Genomic DNA, 19,648 nt, shown 5'->3' with positions numbered 1-19,648 from the left:
CAACCACTAATTGCCAGGACCCGCACCCGGTCACTACCGGAAAGCGTAGCAAACGACATGACCATGACCGAGAACACCCAGACCACCACCGCCGCCGAGGGCATCGACCTGGTGCACGTCCCCGCAGCGGACGTGGTGATCGAGAACAACGTCCGCACCGCGGCCGACCTCGACCCCGCGTTCCTGGCCTCCGTGAAGCGTCACGGGGTACTCCTGCCGAGCATCGGCTACCGGAACGCTGACGGGGCCGTGGTGGTCCGCGACGGGCAGATGCGCGTCCTCGCCGCCCGCGAGGCGGCCGTCACCGTCCCCGTGTTCGTCACCGCCCGTGACGACAGCACCGCAGCGCGGATCGTGGAGCAGTTGGTCGCCAACGAGCGCCGTACGGCGCTGACCGACGGGGACCGGCTCAACGCCTACCGGCAGTTGGAACTCGCCGGACTCTCCGTCGCCGGGATCGCCCGCGAAACCGGCACCAACAAGGAGCAGGTGAAGGCGACCCTGACGGTGGCGAAGTCGGAGGCCGCGACCGCCGCGGTGATCGACCGGCAGGTGTCGTTCGACGCGGCCCTGCTGCTGGCCGAGTTCGACGGCGACGAGGAAGCCACGGCGGACCTGAACGAGTACATCAGCGAGGGCAACGACGACGAACTGCAGTTCGTCGCCCAGCAGCACCGCAACCGGAAGATCGCCGAAGCGGAAGCCGTCAAGGTGGCGGACCAGCACCGGGAGCAGGGCGTCACCGTCCTGGACGATGACGCCACCGGGTGGAAGTACCTCGACACCCTGTCCGACGAGGCGGTGTCCGAGGACGACCCGTGGGCCACGCTCGCCGCGATCGAACCGGACGCCCACACCGCCTGCCCGGGGCATGCCGTGTTCGTGCGGCCCCTCGGTGACAGCGCGGTAGTGACGGCCGTGTGCACCACCCCGGAGCAGCACACCGCCCGGCACCCCTACGACCGCCCCGCGGCCGAGTTGACGCCGGAGCAGGAAGCCGAGCGCGCGGCCGAAGCCGAAGCCGCGGAAGCCCGCCGGGAGCGGAACAATCGCCTGCAGGACGAGTGGACCGCCGCACGCGAGGTTCGGCGGACCTGGCTCGCTGGACTTGTCGGCTCGAAGACGCTCCCGAAGGACGCCGCACGGTGGACCGCGTCCGTGCTGATCGGCGCGACGAAGGACTACTACTACGGCAACCGGGTTCGCGCCACCGACCTGCTGGGGGTTCCGGAGGACGCCGACCCGGCCGAGTGGGCCAGCAAGCGCCCCGGGAAGGCGCAGCACGTCGCGTTCGCGTTCGCCCTCGCCGAGGTCGAATCGGGCGTCGGCCGGTACGGGTGGAGCATGGCGGACACCGTGGCGGTGCCGTACCTCAACCAGTTGGTCGCGTGGGGCTACACCCTCTCCCACGTCGAGCAGATCGTCACCGGCGCCGCCTCCGCCGACGACGAGGAACCCGCCGCAGTCGAGGCCACGGAAGCCACAGAGGACACCGCGAACACCGATCAGGACGCCGAAGCGGACACGGCTACCGAGTAGGTGAACCGGCGTGGGGGTCGCAGCCAGCGGCCCCCACGCCCACCCAGCGCCGGTTCGTGCCCCATCCCGACCCGAACATGTCCCATCCCGGCCCGCAGGTGTCCCATCGGGCCGTCCTGGTGTCCGTGGGCTGCGCGACGGCTCCGCCGCCGCGGCAAGGGGCTCCGCCCCCTCCCCGACCCCGGCGCTGCTCGACGGAGCTCGCAGCGCGACGACACCGCAGAGCGGCGCCGCGATCAAGAGCGCTCAGGGGGAGACGAGATCCCCGCTGGGCGACGTCGACTCACGCCGGCGGGTGATCCAGGCAAGCTGATGCTCGTCGCAGAACCGGCCCGGCAGCTCGTCGCCCGTGTCGAGGTCGACCGGTTCCCAAGCCTCCGGTTCCGCCGGGTCGGTGCACCCGTCGACGTAGCAGGGGACCAGGTCAGCCGGCTGCACCCAGAACGAGTGAAGGACTTCGATCGTCCGAGCAACGCCTGAGTCGACGCCGGCGGGTGCGGATTCCGGGGGAGTGGTGTCGTCCTGCTCGAGCAGGACGTCGATCGGGTTGCCCTGGTTCCTGGGCCGGCCCTTCCGCGCACCGCGGCGGGTTCTCATGCTCCGGATGCTGCCAGCAGCACCGGCACCCGCCATGCCGGACCCGCCGGAGCCAGGTACGTCCAGAGCTTCCGGCCAGAGGCCGGGAGTCGCTTCGCTCCGGGTGGAACCGGCTTCGCCGGCACTGTCTGGGCCTCCGGCCCGTTTCTTTGCCGTGAAGCCTTCGGCAGCGTACGTCCGTCCGGGTTCCGCGCAAGCGGCAAGCCGCCGGATCCTCCGAGATTTTCGGCACGCGGTCGCTTCGCTCCCTTATTTCGCGCCGAAATTCTCTCCCCCTCCGCCCTTCGGGCCGCACTACACCCTCCCGTCCTAGCGGCGACAAGTCGCCTTCACGGCAAAAAAACGAGAGGGAGAGGAAGAACAAATGCGATATCAGATCGAAACAATTGTCACCGCGGTCAGTAAGGCGGACGACGCAACGGAAGCGAGGACGGCGGCACTGCGAGAGCGGGAGGCGGAACTCAAGACCGCCGCGTCGCTGGGCTGGACGCTCACGAACACGGCCGTCCTGGAGGGCATCGAACTCGCGACGTTCGTCGACACGATCACCTACACGCCACCCGCGGAGTGATCCAACGCGGGAGGGGACAACCGGTAATTGCCCCCTCCCGCTCCACCCATCATCACCGATCACACCCACCGAAGGGCACCCCATGACCAGCACCATCATCCCGACCAAGGACGTCGCCGCCCTGCTCCGGAAGGAACTGCGAACCACGTTCCCCGGTGTCCGCTTCTCGGTGCGCTGCTCCACCGGCACAGCGTCCGCGTGGATCAACGTCCACCACGAGGACGGCCCCACCAGCGCCCAGGTCGACGACATTTGCGGCAAGTACGAGGGCCGCTCGTTCGACGGCATGACCGACACCTACACCGACCACGGGACCACCCTGGTTGCCGGGAAACCGGGGGAGATGCCGACCGAAGTCCTGTACGGCTGCGACGGCATCAACACCTCACGCGACTTCACCGCCGCCGGGCACCTCGCTGCACAGCGGATCATCCGCGAGTCCAGCAACATGCCGCACCTGATCCTCTGCGACGACGCCGGCGAGCTCGTCGAGGGCCGCGACATCACCGGTGGGCAGGGCTGCGAGTTCAACGACGGACACCACGCCTGGGACCGTCCGCAACTCCCGGCATGGTCCGCGGTCCGGTTCCTGCTGCAGCACACCGACCTCACCTCCACCCCGGCCCACGCGTAGCCGGACGGGCCGCGCCGCCGATAGCGACGGCGACGCGGCCCCTTTCCCACAGGGTGCGACCGCCGACCAAGCGGGCACCCGGCCACGGAGCCTAGAGAGGAACGCCCCTCATGCACATCACCTACGAACGCCCCGCCACCATCGGCGAGCAGATCGACCCGGCAGCTCCCGCCGCGGACCTCGACCCGACCGGCGCCGAGTGCGCAGCGACGACGTACGACGTCGGCGGCCTCGAATGGCACTGCAGCCGCCGCCCGAACCACACCGACGACGAACACCGCGCCGCATTCGACGTCCACGGCGGCGGCCCCACCGGTGAAGTCGGCTTCGCCTGGCAGTACGAGTGGGGCGGGGCCGGACACGGCCCGTCCTCCACCGAACCCATGACCACGGTCACCGTCACTGTGTCGTTCCCGTCGACGGCATGGACGAACGAGCAACTGCCCGACGCGATCGCCGACGAGATCCGATCCGTGTTCTGGGAGTGCGACCACGACGACGTCACCGTGGCCACCACCGCGACCAGTACCCCGCACCCCGTCACGGGCTGAGCCGCGGCCGGCGGTGGGGGTCTCCGACATCGTGAAAAGCGCCGGGACGACACAGCCAGAGAATGCATGGAACGCTATTCCTGTCGGGTGGCAGTAATAGCAGCACGGCGTTCATGCTCCGGGGGATTCCCAGCCCTCCCGCTGTTATCGATGCCCCAGCCGTACGTTCGTAAACGTCATGCCCTGGTGCCAAACAATGCGCATGCATACGATGACAACAGGTGTGCCGACCGGCAGAAAAAGGTTCAAAGAATGTGCGGAAAAGGGTACCGATATAGGCCCGCGCGTTATAGAATAGAAGCATGCAACGGGGGAGGGGCCCCCGGCATCACAAACTTTACGAAAAGGTGATTTCGATGAGCATCACGGTTTACACCAAGTCCGGGTTCTGCGGCATGTGCAAGGCCACCGAGCGCGCTCTCGACTCCGCCGGCATCGAGTACACCGAGGTGATCCTCGACGACGTCGACCAGGCGCAGATCGAAGAGTGGAAGACCACCCTCGGCACCAACGCCCCGATCGTCGTCACCGACACGGAGACCGGCTCCTGGAGCGGGTTCCGCCCCGACAATATCGGCGAACTCGCCTCGAGCGCGGCCGCGTGATGACGATGACCCTCGAGCGTCAGACCACCGGCCGCCCTGACATCGTGCAGCAGTCCGCCCGCGACGCCGTCGACGAGCTCTACGCAGGTGACACCGTGGCCGCGTTCCGCGCGATCGACGCCGCCACCGCTGACCCGACCGAGCACGTCCGCGAGTGGGAACTCACCGACGAGCAGCGGCAGGTGTGGGAGGCCGGCTACATGGTCGGGTTCCAGATGGCCACCCCAAAGCTCATGGCCGAGGTCCTCGAACTGCGGGCCCGCCTCGAGCAGGCCGAGCACGACGCAGACCGGTACTACGCCGAGATGTGCCGTCGCCCTGCCCCCGCAGAGCCGACCGCGTCGGGTCCGACGTTCGCGGAGATCTCCCGCGCCCGCGGTGAGGACGACCGTGCCGCCCGCCACGAAGCGACGATGGACCGCATGTTCCCCCAGTACGCCGGCGCACGCGCCTGAGCACGGAGACTAGAACCATGAACACCGCGGCAGAGCTCCCCGCGTATGACACCGACACGTGGGCCGTGTGTTCCGGCGTTCCAGAACCACTTCGAGGGCTCGCGTCGTGACCTCGCTGTGGCAGCAGACGAAAGCAACGACCAACGGCAGGGCGGGGCTTGCGGCGTTTCTGGTAGAGCTCGCGTTCATGCTCGCGGGTGCGGCACTGTTCTGCATCGCCATGGTCGTCGGCGCTGTCACCCTCGCCGTGATCGCGGGCGCTTGCACTCTGGTGCTGGCGCTTCTCACTCCTGCCGTCACTGCGTACGCGCAGGGGTACCGGCGAACTCCCGATGCGGATGCAGTGTTGGGATCAGCTGAAGGCATCTGGCACGTCACAGCCAGGCGGTGGGAGGTCGGCGACTCCGTCACCCTCGACCATCGCCGGTGTCGTCTGCGGTCCTGCGTACAGCGCGCCGACCGCCCGTTCGCGCTACCTCGTCGCGCGGTCTACTTCTTCACCACCGACCCGGCGCACGCGCACGTGCTCGGCAACGTTGCCCGTAGCCGCGCACGCTACGTCTACCGCCTCACTGACCCGAGGACCGACGGGGACATGTTCTCCCGCGGCATCGCGGTCGCAGTAACTGGAGACGTACGCGCCGTGATCGCCGAGCGGCACGAGTGGGGCGAGTGATGGCCGGACCGCACCCCACGCCCGCCGTCGACCGCTTCTTCTCCCACGTGGAGCAGGGCCCGTCGTCGTCGGACTGTTGGATCTGGACTGGCGCTGTCGGTGACGACGGCTACGGCCGGTTCTGGGTGCCGCAGCCGGGCGGTGGCCAGCGGGCAATGCGGCCGCAGCGGTGGCTCTACGAGCACCTCACCGGCATCGCCTTGCACCCGTCGACGCTGCTCCTGCATACGTGCGACGTGCCGCTGTGCGTGCACGTCGACGTCGACTCTGCGGTGTCGCATCTGGCGCCGGGGACGCACCGGGGGAACATGCTCGAGCGGGTGCAGCGCGGCCGGCACCGGAACGGTGCGACCGCGATCCGGATGGCCGGACTGAAACGCAGCGAACGGGTCGCGCTGTCCCGCGAGCTCCGCGCCGCATTCCGCGATCACGGCTGGGACGAGGCCGCGATCCGCGCGTGCCGGACCGGCATCGCGTCGGACACTCCCACGCTCTGGTAGCCCCGACCCCTAACGGTCAGAAGCCCCACCCCGGCCCCCGGCGACAGCCGACGCGGCTGCTCGGTGGGCGGCGGTGTGGGCTGGGCACAGGTCGGTCCAGCTGGGGGAGCGGTCGGCGGTCGTCCACCCGTGCTCGCGTGCGTAGGCGCGTGCTTCGGTGCGGCTGCTGTTGTCGTCGACGCCGGCCATTGGGACGACGACCTGGTCGCAGCCAGCCTCGTCGCAGGTGATAACCATCGCAGCCCGTGCGCCCATCGTCACCCTCCTACATCACTGCGGTTTTGAGCACTGCACTGCTAACGGCTAGCAGGCAGTCCTCGCCTTTGGTGCTACGCGACCTCGTCGGGCTCGACTCTGACTTCGACCTTCTTGTCGCCGTGCCAGCGCTCGATGGTGAAGAGCACTTTGTACTCGCCCCACGACGCCTTCGTGACAACGCCCTTCGAGCCCTTCGGGATGTGCTCACGCAGTAGCCCGCCGATGTCCTTGACCGCGACCACTGTGTCGCCGGCGCTCATTTTTGCCATGGTGTCCCCCTCGTTTTGTACTTCTATCGGACGTGGTCTGGTGCGCGTCACACGCGTTCGATCTCGCCGTCCGGGATCCACCGGAAGACGGTGCGTCCGGTCATGACTCCGTCGACGCGGCCGGGGTGTCCGAACGACGGGAATGGCTCAGCGGTGAGGGCGACGAATGCTCCGCCGGCGGCGTCGATACCGGCGCCGAGCCGCGGGTTGGCATCGGACGTGAAGGTGTCGACGAGGATCGTCGCAGACACCTCGTCCCGCGCCAGCCGCACGGTCACCGGTAGCGCCTTCTCGTCAGTAGTGTCGCCCCCTGCGAGTGCGTCATCGAATGAGCGGAACCCGCGGCTCTCGTAATACGCGAGTGAGTCACCCCAACCGCCATCGACCCGGGTCAGGGAGAAGACGTCGCAGCTCGGCTTCACGACGATGACCGGCAGGTAGGCCCGTCGGTTGAAGAGCTTGTTCAGGAGGCCAGGTGGGCGGCCGTCGATAACGAACGCGCCCGCAAGCCAGGTCGACGGCGGGACGATGAGCACGCCTGTGCCGGGGAGCACTCCACCACCGCATGTCGCGTGGATCGCGGCGACGACCGGGTTCAGTTCTGACTTCTGCGCACTCAGCCGGAGGGGACCAGTGCCGAGCTGCTTGCCACACATGAGGCAGTCGCCGACCGGTTCAACGGTCCGCTCCAGCGAAGCACGAGTCTCATCGCCGATCAGTCGTTCGATGGCCGGGTCCTGCACGAACCGTGCGGCACTCATGCTGCCTCCTCGTGAGGGTCGTCTCGCTCGACGTCGTCAGGCGCACCGGCCGCGCCTCCGTTGCTCGCCGTCACCGCTACCGGGGCCGCGCTCGCGCCGAGCTCGCGCAGTCGGCGCACTTCCGCCGCCGGAATGTCAAGCAGCTGGGCGATGCGCGGGTTGGTTTCCTTCAGCTCCACGAGCGCCTGGATTGCGAGTGCGCGGTCGAGGTCGATCGCGTCGAGCTTGGCGAGGAGTTCGTCGCGTGCGTCGTTGGCGTCGAAGAACGTTGATGCGGCGTCTTCGATCGCGGCGTCACGTTGGGCGCGCTCTGCATCGAGCTCTGCCCGGCGCTGACGTGCTCGTTCTCGGTTGTCCTTCTTGGTACTGGTTCGAGCCATGGTCCTGTCCTCTCGTCCGTCCCCTCAACGAGTTCCAGCGTCCGCAACGGTTGCTCCTCGTGGTGCTTCCGCAGTCTGACCGTCCGCCTACTCTGAACACTATCGAACTTACACACCTCTTGCACTAACAGTGTGTGGCCCTCCAAAAGCCGCTACGGTGGGTGTGTGGGAGGAGGTGATCGCTCGTGATGACGGTGCACGTCCTGCACGCAGGTGACGGATACTCATATCTGACGAACCAGGTTGCGGCGGGCGATCAGCAGGTCCGGCGAAGCGAAGACCTCACGGACTACTACACCGCTGAGGGTGCCAAGCCCGGCCAGTGGTGGGGCAACGGCCTGGCCTCCCTGGGGGTGTCCGGGCAGGTGTCCGCAGAGCAGATGCAGGCCCTCTTCGGAGAGGGGCTGCGCCCTGACGCAACCGCCTTCATCCAGGAGCAGATCGCCGCCGGCGCGTCCGCCTCCGAGGCCATCGACGCTGCCCGGCTGGGCCGTCGGTTCATGACCACGAACGACCCCGACACCGAGTGGCAGGTGCAGATCCACGCCGCGTCCGTCGCGTTCGAGCGGGACAACCACCGCGCCCCTGCCGACGCCGAACTGTCCGGCATCAAGGCCGACGTCGCGTTCGCCATGCTGCAGAAGTCACTGCGTCGCCCGGCCACGTCGGACGAGGTGTCCTGGTTCGTCGCGCTCCGTGTTCCGGACTGGAAGCAGCAGGTCTCCCGCGGCTACCAGGGGTTCCGCGACGAGGTCGGCCGGAACCCCGAGACCGGTCCGGAACGCGACCTGGTGAAGCACAACCTCGCCGCCGATCACCTGCGCGGTGCGCTCGGCCGCGAGGCCACGGCAGGTGAGGTCGCACGGTTCCTGACCGAGCGCGGCACCCCGCCTCGCCAGCCGGTCGCGGGCTACGACCTGGTGTTCAGCCCGGTCAAGTCGGTCTCCCTGCTGTGGGCGTTGGCGGACCGGAACGACCCCCGTGAGGCGCACATCGCACGTGAGGTGCACGCTTCCCACGAGGCTGCATGGCAGGGTGCGATGACGTTCTTGCAGGAGGAAGCAGCGTTCACCCGCACCGGCGCCGGCGGCGTCGCGCAGGTCGAAACGAAGGGCCTCCTTGTCGCTGCGTTCGAGCACCGCGACTCCCGCACCGGTGACCCCGACCTGCACACCCACGTCGCCGTCTCGACGAAGGTCGAGGGCGTCGATGGGAAGTGGCGATCGCTCGATGGGCGCATGCTGCACCGCCTCGGCGTCGCTGCCTCCGAGCGGTACAACTCCCTTGTCGAGGAGGAGCTGCGGAACCGTCTCGGTGTGCAGTTCGTCGACGAGTCCCGGGGCGCTGGCAAGCGTGACGTTCGCGAGATCATGGGCGTCGATCGCAGCCTCCGCGAGGGCTTCTCTTCACGCCGCGTCGGGATCGAGCAGGCGTACGCGGAGCTCGTCGACGAGTACGTGGCCGCCCACGGCCACACCCCGCCGAAGAACATCCAGCACAAGCTCTACGAGCAGGCGAACCTCGCCACCCGTGACCACAAAGCACCGCCGTCGTCGGAGCAGGACCAGGTCACCGAGTGGCGTCGTTCTGCCTCCGAGAAGGTGCATGTCGACGGGTGGGCGGCGGGCATCGTCGCTCAGTCGAACGCGATGCCGGCGCAGGATCTGCTTGCCGGGCAGAGCGTGCAGCAGCTCGGGAATCTGGTCGTCACGCGGGTTGAGCAGGACCGCTCGACGTGGAAGGACTCGCACCTGCAGGCCGAGGCAGAGCGCGTCGCGCGCCGCGTCGCGCAGGCCAGCGGGCAGGACGTCCAGGCCCTCACCCGCGACATCACCGCCGCCGCGGTGCAGCGGTCGATCTCCCTCACTCCGCCGGAGCTGAACCCCACGCCGGCGCAGCTGCAGCGCAGCAACGGTGAGAGCGTCTTCCGGATCCACCGTGCCGAGGAGTTCACTTCCGAGAAGACCCTCCGCACCGAAGATGCGATCCTCCATGCTGCCCGCACCCGGGGTGGTTTCGCGATGGAGCAGCAGGCGTTCGACGACGCGATGCGTCGGTTCAACGACCGCGCGATCGCCGACGGACAGCACGAGCTCAACGCCGGCCAGATCAAGCTGGCACGGCAGTTCGCGACCGGTGGCCACCGGATCGAGACCGGTATCGGCCCTGCCGGCACCGGCAAGACCACCGCCATGCGCGCCACGATCTACGCCGTCGAGGCGGGCGGCGGGCGCGTCCTCGCGCTCGGAACCACCGGCAAGGCAGCGGAAGTTCTCGGCCGCGAGCTCGGCACGACCGCGGACACCGCAGACATGCTCCTGCAGGCCCACGCCAACGCGAAGCGCAGCGGACGACCGGTGGCAGAGCAGCACCGCATCGACGCGAACACGCTCCTCCTCGTCGACGAAGCATCCATGGCCGGCACACCGCTCATGGGACGTCTCCTCGCCCTCGCTGACGAGCACGGCGCCGCGCTCCGTCCCCTCGGCGACCCCGCGCAGCACGGCGCCATCGGCGCCGGCGGTGTCCTGCGCCTCCTCGAGCGCGAGACCGACGTCACCCGCCTGGAAGAGGTGCACCGCTTCACCGGCGAGCACGCCACCGCTGAAGCCGCCGCCTCCCTGAAACTCCGCACCGGCGACACCACCGGCCTCGACTTCTACATCGAGCGCGGCCGGGTGTTCGCCGGCACCCGCGACGAAGTCATGGACCGGATCTACACCGACTGGCACGCCGACACGACCGCCGGGAAGTCGTCGCTGATGATCGCCGGCACCAACGAGGAAGTGTCCGCGCTGAACGCCCGGGCCCGCGCCGACCGCGTCGCGCAAGGCCAGGTGCAGGAGGACGGCCGGCTTCTCGCCGACGGGAACACCGTCGGCACCGGAGACATCATCCTGACCCGCAACACGGACCGATCGCTTCGGGTGAACCAAGGCAAGGACTGGGTCACCAACAACGCCATGTGGACCGTGACGGCCGTCGGCCCGTACGGCGTGATGGCGAAGTCGCACGTACACGGCGGCACCGTCACGCTTCCGCTCGAGTACGTCGACGAGCACGTACAGCTCGGCTACGCACGCACCAGCCACGGCACCCAGGGCGACACCGTCTCGACCGGCGGGGCGGTGATCGACCCGGACCGCACCACCCGCGAAGAGCTCTACGTCGACAGCACCCGCGCCAAGGAGCAGAACCGCCTCTACGTCGTCATCGACAAGCCACTCGACTCCTCCGGCCACACCGACGACGAGCGGGAGAACTCGATCCGGGGCGCCCTCGAGCAGGTCCTCGGCCGCGAGGGCGCGACCAAGAGCGCCACCGAGACGCTGCGGGCCGAGCAGGACAACGCGCACTCCCTCACGACGCTGCTGCCGCAGTACGACCACGGCCGCGTCGCAGCACTCGACCCGAAGGCACTCGAGCGCGCCGAGAAGGCCGTCTGCGACGCGCTTCCCGCTGAGCTCGCCGGGAACATCATCAACGACGAAGCCTGGTCGACATTCGCCGCGCGCCTCGTCGACCACGATCTCGCCGGCACCGCACTCCACACTCGGCTGCAGGGACTTGTCCGTCCACGGGATCTCGACGAGATCTCCCCGATCCAGTCGCCGGCGCGCGTCTACTGGTACCGGCTCGGACCGGTCACCGCGATCGGCACCGACCTCGAACCCGTGCCAGGGCTGCCCAAGTGGGTGACGCCGTTCAACGACCGCATCGGCGAACCCGAGGTCCGGACCTGGCTCCACGGCCAGCAGGAGCTGATGCGCGACCGCATCACCTCCCTCGTCGACCAGGTCGTTGCCGAACCGCCGGCGTGGGCGGAACCATTCGGGCAGATCCCCGCGGACCCCGCGCAGGCGGAGCGGTGGCGGGAGAACATGGGCCGTATCGTCGCGTACCGGGAAGCGTTCGAGGTCCCCGCGAGCGAAGCCGTCCTCAGCGAGGAACCCCGCGGCTCCCACGCCGTCCAGGCATGGAAGGACGCCCGCGCAGCAGGGCTCGACATCCGTACCCAGCAGGACCGCCTGGCGCGTGAGCAGGCGTCCGCGGAAGCCCTCGAGCGCATGGGCATCGACCCGACCGCACGCACGGCCGCGACGTCGACCGCCACGCTGCCCGAGACGGCGGTCGTCGTCGACGTCGACCGGCTCCTCGAGCAGAGGCCGGCCTGGTTGGCGCAGTACGGCATGCAACCGGCCGACGGCGACGCACGCGACACCTGGCGCGAGCAGGTCGCCACCGTCGCCACGTACCGCGACGCCAACGGCATCCCCGACGAGGCCTACCGCCTTCCAGACCCGGGAATGGTCGACCGCGACAGCCGGCACGCGTTCGCGGAAGCGGACCAGGCCCACGAGGACCTCCGCCGCACCGGATGGATGCGCGATCGCGACGGCGCCGAACGGAACACCGCCGGCCCCGTTCCCGTGGCCGAGACGACTGTCGAAGCGGCCCCGCCGGCGACCGACCGCACCGCGGCCGCGGACGCCCCCGAGCGCGCCGCAGGCGTGCCCAAGGCCGTCAGCCCCGGCGACGGTCCTGCGGATCCTCCGGTGGCCACTCCCGCGGTGGAACCCGTCGAGAAGCCGGCGACGCCGGCGACGCCGGCGACGCCGGCGCCGGCGCCGACGCCGGCGTCGGCCGCCGACGAGGTCGCACGGCTCGCCGCCGAGCTCCGTGCACGGCAGACGGCAGCGCAGCAGGCTGACCAGACCGCCGAGCAGCGTGCCGCCGCTGCCGCGGCTGCGCAGGAGCGCGCCGAGCAGGTCCGCAGGCAGCAGGAAGCCGCCGAACGACAGCGGCAGCAGCAGGACCAGCGCCGGGGACCCCGCCTCTGACCAGCGGCACCAACGCCGAGCAGGCCGCACGCGCCGCGGTCATCATCCGCCCGCCGACGGGTCCTCGCCCGGAACGACACGCCCAACGTGCATCACGGCGAGGGGGCGTGCAATTCGCATTCCCTGTTAGGTGCCTCGACTCATCCGGGGGCACTTCCGCAGAAACACGCGGATCGGCCGTTATTGAGTCGAGCTAAAGGCCCCAAGGGGATGTACCCGGGTACAAGACTTTCTTGCACAACCCTCCTCCGATGTGCGGGGGCGGCTGTATCTTAGGAATGCACCTGGTGCAGCAGAACGCCCCAGCACTCGGCTGGGGCGGCTGCTCTAACAAGCCCAGTGGTACGCCTTCACTTGTCACGGCGGAGCGTACCGCTGGCGGAAAGTTCCACGTCATGACTGTGTTCAGCCCTGAACCGGGTCCGATTCCGTGGCTCCACCGTACTACACGCGTCCGCGGATGCCTACGTTATTACGGTTTGAAAATCACGAACGAGTTCGTGCAAATCATAACCGTCATAACTTCCATAGTTACCGCCGCGTCTTACGCGTACGCAGCGTGGAACTGGTTGGAAAACATCCATACGGTGTGGTGAACGTAGACAACGAGACGCCCCGTGCAAACTGCACGGGGCGTCTCCCGTTGTTTCTCCCGCCTGTAAAACGTCGCGGTTCCGTCCCAACTACGGCAGCGTGATCGGTCCGGTCGGAGCGCTATGGAGGTCAGCGGCCGTCGGCGCGTCCGCCGCCGGCGCCGCGTCGTCATCGGCGAGCTCGCCGGCGAGGAACGCCCGTGCGTCGTCGTCGACGTCGACGTTCCGGCTCCGTGGTTTGATCTCGCCGTTCGGGAACAGCGCGAGCGCTCTGATGCGATCGAGTGCGGGCCAGAGGATGTGTTCGTGCCAGTCCGCGAGGTCCCGGCTCGGCTCGGTCTTGTAGTCGGTGTAGACCGCCTGGTGGGCGACCATCACGCCGGTGAGGATCTCCACCGCGATCGGGTTCTCGAACCAGCGGGCCGCGAACGGGTACGTTTCCGCGCTGAGGTGCCGGAGGTACCGGTCCGTCAGGTACGTGACGAACGCGGTCAGTTCGCCCGCGAGTGCCTGCCGTCGCTCATCGTTCACGCGGTCCCAGGCCCAGGGGCCGCCGGCGTCCTCTTCGGCGGTCTCGGAGACGGCGCCCGCGGTCCCGACAGCGGGTCCGTCGTCTTCGCCGGTGTCGCGGCTGGCCCAGTCCTTGAACATGGGCACGACGAGCTGCTCGAGTGCGTGGATCCGGTCCTCCGGCGTCAGCGGCGTTCCGCTCTCGCCGGTGTTCTCGCCCTGCTCCGGTGCTGCGCCGTCGACGTCGCTCATGCTGCGATCCCTTCCTGCTCGAAGGCCCAGTTCTGGCCCTCTTCGATCGCAGCTTTGTCGTCCTCTTCCCACCAGCCGGGCAGGTCGACGATCGCGACCGGCAGCTCTCGGTAGAACAGCATCCCCTTGCCGGGCTCGAGCTGACGGATCGCGCCGGCGGTCATCACGCGTTCCTTGATCGTCGACGTCGACGTGGACATGCCGTTGACCGACTCAGTGGTGCCGATGCGTTCGGCTTCCTTCTCCGCGCACAGCTTCGACAGGCTCTCCAGATAGTCGTCGTCCTTGATCCCGCCCAGGACCATCAGGATGTTCGAGGACTTCAGGATCTTGTTCCCGCCGGCCTTCCCCCATCGGGTCTCGGCGTCCTTGGGGTCCTGGTGGAACGACCACGTGATGATGCCGCGGTCGCCGCCGTCGGTGACGAGCGCCGGCAAGCCCGGGATCGGGGCGATGTTCGCGACCTCGTCGAGGACCAGCGTCAACGGCTTCGGCAGGCGTCCGTTGCGGTACTTCGTCGCGTGCGCCTTCGCGCGCCGCTCGATCGTGGACACCAGCGCGGTGATGACGGGCGCCGCGAGCGATGCTTCTCCAGACTCGCTGAGCAGGTAGAGCGTGTCGGTCGACTCGAGGAACGCGTCGACGTCGAACACCGGGTCGCCGTCCTTCGGGCAGACGGCGTCGAGGATCTCCTCGAGCGCCAGGGTCTCCAACGCCAGGCGGAGAGTCATGTCGGTGCTGTCGACCGTGTCGTGAGCCTCGGATCGGCAGAACCGACGCAGGTCGGACAGCCACCCCGGGTTCGCGTCCGGGTGCTCCCGCAGTACGTCGTAGGGGGTGTCGATCGAGAAGTCCTTCGACCACAGCACGACGTCGCGCATCGAGTGGCCACCCAGTGCTGCTGCGTGCAGCAGGCACTGCAGCACGTTCTGCGCGGTGCCAGCGAAGAACTTCGCGTTGCCGGCATCCGCGAGCGGACGGGCCGCGATGATCGTCTTCGCCCGCCGGGTGGCCTCTTTCGCGGACTCGCACCCGGCGACGATGTCCCACTTCACCCGGGTCGGCCAGTTCGTCACGCCCTCCGGGTCGAACACGTGCACGGTGCCGACTTTGGCCCGGAGCCAGGCCGTGAGCCGGACGACGTCGGGCTTCGTCGACGTCGACACGACCGGACCGAACGCCTTGAGGATCAGCCGGATGACCAGGCGCATCGTCTTGCCGGACCGGGGTGGTGCTACGACGGTGGCCACGTCCTCGGTCGTCGCGCGGATCGGGTGGTCACCCATGTAGGCGTAGGGCGCGGTCGTCTCGACCTTGTACCCGATCTCGGCGCGGTCCTGCAGCTCCTGCACGCCGGCGAAACCTTCCTCCGCCTTCGGCTTCGACGGCCCGAACACCTTGTGCCAGATCGCCGGGAGGGCGAACCAGAGCACCATGAGGATCACCACGGCGACGATGACGGCGCCGATGGCGAACACGATGCCGCTCTCCGGCATCCGGAACCGGCCCTTCAACGCGTCCATGGCGACGTCGAGCGGGTTCCACGACAGATCCCGCACCTTCGGATCCTGGACGGATGCGATGTGCAGTCCGGTCCAAGCCGCGACCACCACGACGGCGAGCCACACGTACACCTGCACCGTGGCACAGAGTTCCTTGAGCGTGTCCATCAGCGGTTCGCTTTCTTGTCGAAGAACGACACCCTGCCGGCGGCGGGTGCTGGTTCGGATGATGCGGCTCCAGGACCGGCCGGTGGCCGCGTCCTCGCGATGGCGCCGGGGCCGGGCTCGGCGAGCAGTTCGGGCAGGTCGGCGGCGGCGATCTCCCGGTTGTCGATCCACCACCGCGCCGCCGTCACACGGCGCGCTGCCTCGAGCACGTCCCGCTGGAACACCGCCGCGTCGACCAGGTTCGTTTCGACGAGCTCGCGGAACGATGCCCGCAGGAACTCCTGCCGGATCCGCACCGCCCACCGCACGGCGCCGTCGTTGCCGATCAACTCGGGCATGCCATCCCGCTCGGCTTCCGCGCGGAACTCGGCATCCTCCGCGGCCCGCTGTTCCGCTTCGCACGCGGGGCACTGACGGTTCTTCGCGAACCACCGCGCCGTGCCTGCACGCTGGCCGGCGGGCTTGTTGGAGAGGTTCTTACGGACGGTGTGCCCGCAGGTGTGGGTGATGTCCCACTCCGTGGGGATCGGGGTCATAGGAGGTCCTCCAGCTGCCATTCCCAGTCGATGCGGTTGAACTCGGCGACGACGAGCGCGTTGCCGGCGATGAGGAGGGCGATGCCGAGCAGCGCCCACACCGCTTGAGCGGTCAGGTGCAGCTCCGGTTCCGTCGCAGGGCCGCCCGGAAGTAGCTGCACGACGGGCAGCCCCACCAGGGTGGCGGCGATCCCGCAGACGGCGCCGAGGAGCAGACACAGCCGCGCGATCGCCAGGCGACCACGCCGCACCGTCGCCCGCGGCTCAGGGACTGTCGGCCGCTTCATGCGATCGCCGCCAGCAGGAGGAAGAACAGCGCGGTCATCACGCCGTAGACGCCGGCGATCGACGCGGCGGCGACGAACGGCTTCGGCGCTGTGGCACTGATCGCCGTTCCGGCGCCGACGCAGATTGCCGCCACGCCCGCGATCCACCAGGCGGTGGCGGTGTCGTTGGCCGGAACGGCCCGCATCGCGGCGCCCCAGTACGGCACGTAGGACTGCCACCCTGCGCGGAACGACTCGATCCCGCAGCCGATGCCGGCGATCATGGGCGCCGCGGCGAGGACGAGGAACACCAGGCGGGTGCGGGTCAACCCGAACCGCGGTGCGTCGGAGGGAGCCGTGTCAACGGGCTTGTCGGTCATCGTCATGTCCTTCAGCTGCAGGTTGCCAGGGTGCGTGCGAGCGCGTGCTCGTCGGCGGTGGCGATCGACAGGTGCCACTTCGTGGCCACGGTCACGAACGACACCGCGTAGCTGCAGGCGTCGGCCGTGTTCGCCGGCATCCACTCCGCGGGCCCGGAGTCGGACTTCTCTTCGTTCGCGGGCCCGTCGACGGCGACCAGGTTCGTCGCTTGGTCGTTGGCGAACAGCTCCCGCTGTTCGGCCGTCCACGATGCGGCGCCGTGCCGCCACGCGTAGGACAACGGGACGCGGTGGTCGATCTGCACGGCCACGCTCGACGTCGGCCCGCGGTTGAAGGCGATCGTGCGGCCCGTGTACGGGTCGTGGAGCGTCCCGGAGAGCACCACGCACCCGTTGGTGCCCGGCTTCGTGACGACGGCCGTCAGGTCGCGCCGGAGGACGTCGTTGCGGGTGTCGCAGCCGTTGCGGTCGACGTCGGCCCACGCCGGCCCGAACGCGTCGCGGTCGTAGCGCGCCGGCACGTACGCGTCGGAGATCTCCAGCGTGCGGAGATCTCGCAGCGCCTCGGCCGCGGACACCGTGCTCGAGGGGGAAGGCTGTCCCGTCGACGTCGACCAGATCTCGCCGGTCGCGGTCGTGGGGTGCACGTAGGGTGCGGCGATCGTGCCGACAGCCGCGGCCGCGAACAGGGCGGCCGCTGTGACGAGCTGCTGTTTCGTGCGGCGTCTCACTGGGGGTCCCCTTCCCGGGCATCGTGGTGGTCCTGCGGTGCGGTGACGTCGTGGAGGATCTGCCGCACCCGCGATGGGGAGAGGCCGGCTTCCTGCGCGACTCGGTGGTGGCCGACCGTCAGGGCGGCCTCGGCGATCGCGAGGTCGCGTGCTTCTCGGGCGGCCTTGTACGCGGCGACGGTCCGGTGGACTTCGTCAACCCCGCCCGTGACAGCGCCGACGATCTTCCCCACGACGCTCACCAGACCCGCACCGTCATCGGCTGCCCGGCACCGGCGCAGGACACCACGAACGAGTTGACGGTCATCGGGTACGCAGAGCCGTACGCGGTGTGCAGCCACTGCTCCGCCCACGTCAACACCTCATCGAGGGTGCTGAGCTCCGTGGCATGCTCGTGCACCTGCAGGTCCTCGATGACGTGCGAGCCGGAGCGGAGCACCCACTCGCCAAGAGCAGGCGTCTGCTCGAGGATGAGCTTCTCCCACGCCTCCATGCCCGGGTGGTCCTCGAGGACGTTGGTGCGGTCGGAGAGCCGTCCGCGGAACACCACGCGGCCACCGCGAAGGTCCGGGCCTGGGCCCGTCGCCGGCACGTCCGCGGCGTCGATGACGGGGCCGGTCCAGACCGACAGCGCCGGGAGGTCGCGGGAGCCCTCCGGGTCGAACGGGTCGACTTCCTGGCTCGCACGGAACCGGCACACGGGCTGGCGCGTGTGGAGGTGGTCGAGCGCATCCCCGACGGTGCGGCGCGGCAGCCGCAGCATCGTTCGGCCACGCTGGCCGTCTTCGTCGTACCAGCGGTCGAGGACGAGCACCTGGTCGACGTCATCCCGGTCAGGGAACACGGTGTAGTCCGGCCACGCTTCGCCCTGGAGCGGTGAGTACGACCGCCCTGCTGCGGCGGTCAGCCCGCCCCAGCTGATGGGTGTGTGCTCCTGCAGCTGGTCGAGGATCTCGAACGTGACGGTGCCTGCGTCGAGCGGCATGGTCAGGGTGCTCATGAGGCGTCCTTGCCGATGGTCAAGGGCTCCGTGGTGGAGCCGAGGTCGATGTGCTGGTGCGAGCACGGGTCTTCGAACTGGCGGAAGTTCTCCAGCGGCGTGTTCGGCCGGCACTGCACCTGGCCCGCTTGGGAGCCCTTCGGCATCACGGTGTCGAGCCACTTCAGGAACTCGATGTCCTGCTTTCCGGAGCCGAGGAGCACGTTCCCGCCGACGGTGTTGAAGTCCACGGCCACGGCCGGGTTCTTGCAGTGCAGCGACCCGGACTCGCAGTGCGTGCCGATCCCGACGCACGGACGGTTCATGTCGCTGATCTGCACGGAGCCGTACTTGTTGAGCGCCGCGACGAGCAGCTGCAAGATCCGGGTGTCGACCTGGCAGCCGTCCTTGGTCGTCCCGTCGACGATGGGCAGGATCTCCTGCTCCACCATCTGCGGGTGGTACGTGTCCGTGAAGGTGCCCTTCTCCCACGCAGCCTTGAGGGTCTTCGCAAGCTCGACCTGGTCGCCGGAGACGTCGCAGCCGGACGTGGTCGCAGCGCCGGTGACGGCAGCGACCATCTGCTGCGCGTCGGTCCAGAACTTCGCGTAGTGGTACGGGTCGGCGTTGACCTGCACCTTGTGGGCGGCGAGCGTCGGCTCGAGCGTCTCCCAGTCCGGCACCTTGACCAGCTTCGCCAGGAACGCCTTCGCAGCCTTCTCCGGGTTCAGCCGGTCGGCGCGCTCTCCGTAGCTGTCGTCCTGCTGCAGCACGCCGATGGTGGTGTTGTCGACGGCGTCGCCGTGGTTCAGGTTCGTCAGCGACGACTCACCCATCGCCGTCATCACGACGATGGTGGTGGCCTGCTCGTTGGCCTTCACCTCGTGCGCGGCTCCCACGAGACGTGCGGCCATCTTCACCTGGTCGGTGTCCCACGTGCCGACCTTCTTCGGGAGGTCCTTCGTGACCGCCGCGGTGTCGCCGGCGCCGGCACCGCACGCCGCGGCCGCGGTCGAGCCGCCACCGGAGGCGCCGAGGAGCATCCCGATGAACAGGACGATGACCGCCACGGCGCCGACAACGAACTTGACCAT

At 68.9% G+C, this 19,648-nt stretch carries 22 protein-coding genes; 9 read left to right on the top strand and 13 right to left on the bottom strand.

The window, feature by feature from the left end; translation table 11 throughout:
- Positions 1 to 57: 57 nt before the first annotated feature.
- Positions 58 to 1,539, top strand: coding sequence for a ParB/RepB/Spo0J family partition protein (locus tag BOSE127_RS17205; RefSeq protein WP_159558315.1), 1,482 nt, complete (start codon positions 58 to 60; stop codon positions 1,537 to 1,539).
- Positions 1,540 to 1,785: 246 nt separating this feature from the next.
- On the opposite strand, the gene BOSE127_RS17200 is transcribed toward BOSE127_RS17205, so the two are convergent.
- Complete coding sequence (locus BOSE127_RS17200) at positions 1,786 to 2,136, bottom strand: hypothetical protein (RefSeq protein WP_156155421.1); 351 nt, start codon at positions 2,134 to 2,136, stop codon at positions 1,786 to 1,788.
- Between the two features lie 364 nt (positions 2,137 to 2,500).
- Here BOSE127_RS17200 and BOSE127_RS17195 point away from each other — a divergent pair, with 364 nt between their 5' ends.
- The 7 genes from BOSE127_RS17195 (at position 2,501) to BOSE127_RS17165 (ending at position 6,128) form a co-directional block, all read left to right on the top strand.
- Complete coding sequence (locus BOSE127_RS17195; protein WP_139179847.1) at positions 2,501 to 2,707, top strand: hypothetical protein; 207 nt, start codon at positions 2,501 to 2,503, stop codon at positions 2,705 to 2,707.
- 82 nt (positions 2,708 to 2,789) lie between these two features.
- A complete protein-coding gene (locus BOSE127_RS17190; RefSeq protein ID WP_159558313.1) occupies positions 2,790 to 3,341 on the top strand; it encodes an LPD29 domain-containing protein in 552 nt (183 codons plus the stop codon).
- A 110-nt stretch (positions 3,342 to 3,451) separates the two neighbouring features.
- On the top strand, positions 3,452 to 3,892 hold the full coding sequence (locus BOSE127_RS17185) for a hypothetical protein (protein ID WP_159558311.1): 441 nt from the start codon (positions 3,452 to 3,454) through the stop codon (positions 3,890 to 3,892).
- Between the two features lie 356 nt (positions 3,893 to 4,248).
- Positions 4,249 to 4,497 (top strand): glutaredoxin domain-containing protein, encoded by a 249-nt coding sequence (locus tag BOSE127_RS17180; protein WP_159147484.1) that lies wholly within the window; start codon positions 4,249 to 4,251, stop codon positions 4,495 to 4,497.
- A 5-nt stretch (positions 4,498 to 4,502) separates the two neighbouring features.
- Complete coding sequence (locus BOSE127_RS17175; RefSeq protein ID WP_159558310.1) at positions 4,503 to 4,952, top strand: hypothetical protein; 450 nt, start codon at positions 4,503 to 4,505, stop codon at positions 4,950 to 4,952.
- Positions 4,953 to 5,058: 106 nt separating this feature from the next.
- On the top strand, positions 5,059 to 5,628 hold the full coding sequence (locus BOSE127_RS17170) for a hypothetical protein (protein ID WP_159333583.1): 570 nt from the start codon (positions 5,059 to 5,061) through the stop codon (positions 5,626 to 5,628).
- Positions 5,628 to 6,128 carry a hypothetical protein gene (locus BOSE127_RS17165; RefSeq protein WP_159558309.1) on the top strand — a complete coding sequence of 167 codons (501 nt, stop codon included), beginning with the start codon at positions 5,628 to 5,630 and terminating at the stop codon, positions 6,126 to 6,128. Before BOSE127_RS17170 ends, BOSE127_RS17165 begins: the two co-directional genes overlap by 1 nt.
- 329 nt (positions 6,129 to 6,457) lie before the next feature.
- Here the strand turns inward: BOSE127_RS17165 and BOSE127_RS17160 are convergent, their stop codons facing one another.
- The 3 genes from BOSE127_RS17160 to BOSE127_RS17150 are packed head-to-tail and all read right to left on the bottom strand — an operon-like array spanning position 6,458 to position 7,796.
- Positions 6,458 to 6,655 (bottom strand): hypothetical protein, encoded by a 198-nt coding sequence (locus tag BOSE127_RS17160; protein WP_159558308.1) that lies wholly within the window; start codon positions 6,653 to 6,655, stop codon positions 6,458 to 6,460.
- Between the two features lie 47 nt (positions 6,656 to 6,702).
- Positions 6,703 to 7,416 carry a hypothetical protein gene (locus BOSE127_RS17155; RefSeq protein ID WP_159147488.1) on the bottom strand — a complete coding sequence of 238 codons (714 nt, stop codon included), beginning with the start codon at positions 7,414 to 7,416 and terminating at the stop codon, positions 6,703 to 6,705.
- Positions 7,413 to 7,796: a hypothetical protein gene (locus BOSE127_RS17150; RefSeq protein ID WP_159333572.1), complete on the bottom strand. Its 384-nt coding sequence runs from the start codon at positions 7,794 to 7,796 to the stop codon at positions 7,413 to 7,415. Before BOSE127_RS17150 ends, BOSE127_RS17155 begins: the two co-directional genes overlap by 4 nt.
- A gap of 188 nt (positions 7,797 to 7,984) precedes the next feature.
- On the opposite strand from BOSE127_RS17150, the gene mobF reads away from it, so the two are divergent.
- Entirely contained in the window at positions 7,985 to 12,637 is a 4,653-nt protein-coding gene (gene mobF, locus BOSE127_RS17145; RefSeq protein ID WP_159558307.1) for a MobF family relaxase, read from the top strand.
- Positions 12,638 to 13,320: 683 nt separating this feature from the next.
- On the opposite strand, the gene BOSE127_RS17140 is transcribed toward mobF, so the two are convergent.
- Genes BOSE127_RS17140 through BOSE127_RS17100 form a run of 9 tightly spaced genes read right to left on the bottom strand, consistent with a single transcriptional unit; the run spans position 13,321 to position 19,648 of the window.
- Positions 13,321 to 13,992: a hypothetical protein gene (locus tag BOSE127_RS17140; protein ID WP_159558306.1), complete on the bottom strand. Its 672-nt coding sequence runs from the start codon at positions 13,990 to 13,992 to the stop codon at positions 13,321 to 13,323.
- Positions 13,989 to 15,662 (bottom strand): type IV secretory system conjugative DNA transfer family protein, encoded by a 1,674-nt coding sequence (locus tag BOSE127_RS17135; protein ID WP_159558305.1) that lies wholly within the window; start codon positions 15,660 to 15,662, stop codon positions 13,989 to 13,991. The genes BOSE127_RS17140 and BOSE127_RS17135 overlap by 4 nt, the downstream gene beginning before the upstream one ends.
- Positions 15,662 to 16,198 (bottom strand): hypothetical protein, encoded by a 537-nt coding sequence (locus BOSE127_RS17130; RefSeq protein ID WP_159558304.1) that lies wholly within the window; start codon positions 16,196 to 16,198, stop codon positions 15,662 to 15,664. The genes BOSE127_RS17135 and BOSE127_RS17130 overlap by 1 nt, the downstream gene beginning before the upstream one ends.
- Positions 16,195 to 16,485: a hypothetical protein gene (locus BOSE127_RS17125; protein ID WP_159558303.1), complete on the bottom strand. Its 291-nt coding sequence runs from the start codon at positions 16,483 to 16,485 to the stop codon at positions 16,195 to 16,197. Before BOSE127_RS17125 ends, BOSE127_RS17130 begins: the two co-directional genes overlap by 4 nt.
- The gene (locus tag BOSE127_RS17120; RefSeq protein WP_159558302.1) at positions 16,482 to 16,844 is read right to left on the bottom strand and encodes a hypothetical protein; all 363 of its coding nucleotides are present in this window, start codon (positions 16,842 to 16,844) and stop codon (positions 16,482 to 16,484) included. The genes BOSE127_RS17125 and BOSE127_RS17120 overlap by 4 nt, the downstream gene beginning before the upstream one ends.
- A gap of 11 nt (positions 16,845 to 16,855) precedes the next feature.
- The gene (locus tag BOSE127_RS17115) at positions 16,856 to 17,575 is read right to left on the bottom strand and encodes an HNH endonuclease family protein (protein WP_159558301.1); all 720 of its coding nucleotides are present in this window, start codon (positions 17,573 to 17,575) and stop codon (positions 16,856 to 16,858) included.
- The gene (locus BOSE127_RS17110) at positions 17,572 to 17,808 is read right to left on the bottom strand and encodes a hypothetical protein (protein ID WP_156155348.1); all 237 of its coding nucleotides are present in this window, start codon (positions 17,806 to 17,808) and stop codon (positions 17,572 to 17,574) included. The genes BOSE127_RS17115 and BOSE127_RS17110 overlap by 4 nt, the downstream gene beginning before the upstream one ends.
- Positions 17,809 to 17,813: 5 nt before the next feature.
- Positions 17,814 to 18,575, bottom strand: a complete 762-nt coding sequence (locus BOSE127_RS17105; RefSeq protein WP_159145857.1) for a hypothetical protein — start codon at positions 18,573 to 18,575, stop codon at positions 17,814 to 17,816.
- Positions 18,572 to 19,648: a hypothetical protein gene (locus tag BOSE127_RS17100; protein WP_159558300.1), complete on the bottom strand. Its 1,077-nt coding sequence runs from the start codon at positions 19,646 to 19,648 to the stop codon at positions 18,572 to 18,574. Before BOSE127_RS17100 ends, BOSE127_RS17105 begins: the two co-directional genes overlap by 4 nt.

The organism is Curtobacterium sp. 8I-2, from assembly GCF_902506155.1.
GTDB lineage: Bacteria > Actinomycetota > Actinomycetes > Actinomycetales > Microbacteriaceae > Curtobacterium > Curtobacterium poinsettiae.
This window is presented reverse-complemented; position numbering and strand designations above follow the sequence as displayed.

Bases quoted from the DNA above. Each gene is read 5' to 3' on its own strand.
- BOSE127_RS17205 (WP_159558315.1), top strand. From the start codon at position 58: ATGACCATGACCGAGAACACCCAGACCACCACCGCCGCCGAGGGCATC.
- BOSE127_RS17200 (WP_156155421.1), bottom strand. From the start codon at position 2,136: ATGAGAACCCGCCGCGGTGCGCGGAAGGGCCGGCCCAGGAACCAGGGC.
- BOSE127_RS17195 (WP_139179847.1), top strand. From the start codon at position 2,501: ATGCGATATCAGATCGAAACAATTGTCACCGCGGTCAGTAAGGCGGAC.
- BOSE127_RS17190 (WP_159558313.1), top strand. From the start codon at position 2,790: ATGACCAGCACCATCATCCCGACCAAGGACGTCGCCGCCCTGCTCCGG.
- BOSE127_RS17185 (WP_159558311.1), top strand. From the start codon at position 3,452: ATGCACATCACCTACGAACGCCCCGCCACCATCGGCGAGCAGATCGAC.
- BOSE127_RS17180 (WP_159147484.1), top strand. From the start codon at position 4,249: ATGAGCATCACGGTTTACACCAAGTCCGGGTTCTGCGGCATGTGCAAG.
- BOSE127_RS17175 (WP_159558310.1), top strand. From the start codon at position 4,503: ATGACCCTCGAGCGTCAGACCACCGGCCGCCCTGACATCGTGCAGCAG.
- BOSE127_RS17165 (WP_159558309.1), top strand. From the start codon at position 5,628: ATGGCCGGACCGCACCCCACGCCCGCCGTCGACCGCTTCTTCTCCCAC.
- BOSE127_RS17160 (WP_159558308.1), bottom strand. From the start codon at position 6,655: ATGGCAAAAATGAGCGCCGGCGACACAGTGGTCGCGGTCAAGGACATC.
- BOSE127_RS17155 (WP_159147488.1), bottom strand. From the start codon at position 7,416: ATGAGTGCCGCACGGTTCGTGCAGGACCCGGCCATCGAACGACTGATC.
- BOSE127_RS17150 (WP_159333572.1), bottom strand. From the start codon at position 7,796: ATGGCTCGAACCAGTACCAAGAAGGACAACCGAGAACGAGCACGTCAG.
- mobF (WP_159558307.1), top strand. From the start codon at position 7,985: ATGACGGTGCACGTCCTGCACGCAGGTGACGGATACTCATATCTGACG.
- BOSE127_RS17140 (WP_159558306.1), bottom strand. From the start codon at position 13,992: ATGAGCGACGTCGACGGCGCAGCACCGGAGCAGGGCGAGAACACCGGC.
- BOSE127_RS17135 (WP_159558305.1), bottom strand. From the start codon at position 15,662: ATGGACACGCTCAAGGAACTCTGTGCCACGGTGCAGGTGTACGTGTGG.
- BOSE127_RS17130 (WP_159558304.1), bottom strand. From the start codon at position 16,198: ATGACCCCGATCCCCACGGAGTGGGACATCACCCACACCTGCGGGCAC.
- BOSE127_RS17125 (WP_159558303.1), bottom strand. From the start codon at position 16,485: ATGAAGCGGCCGACAGTCCCTGAGCCGCGGGCGACGGTGCGGCGTGGT.
- BOSE127_RS17120 (WP_159558302.1), bottom strand. From the start codon at position 16,844: ATGACCGACAAGCCCGTTGACACGGCTCCCTCCGACGCACCGCGGTTC.
- BOSE127_RS17105 (WP_159145857.1), bottom strand. From the start codon at position 18,575: ATGAGCACCCTGACCATGCCGCTCGACGCAGGCACCGTCACGTTCGAG.
- BOSE127_RS17100 (WP_159558300.1), bottom strand. From the start codon at position 19,648: ATGGTCAAGTTCGTTGTCGGCGCCGTGGCGGTCATCGTCCTGTTCATC.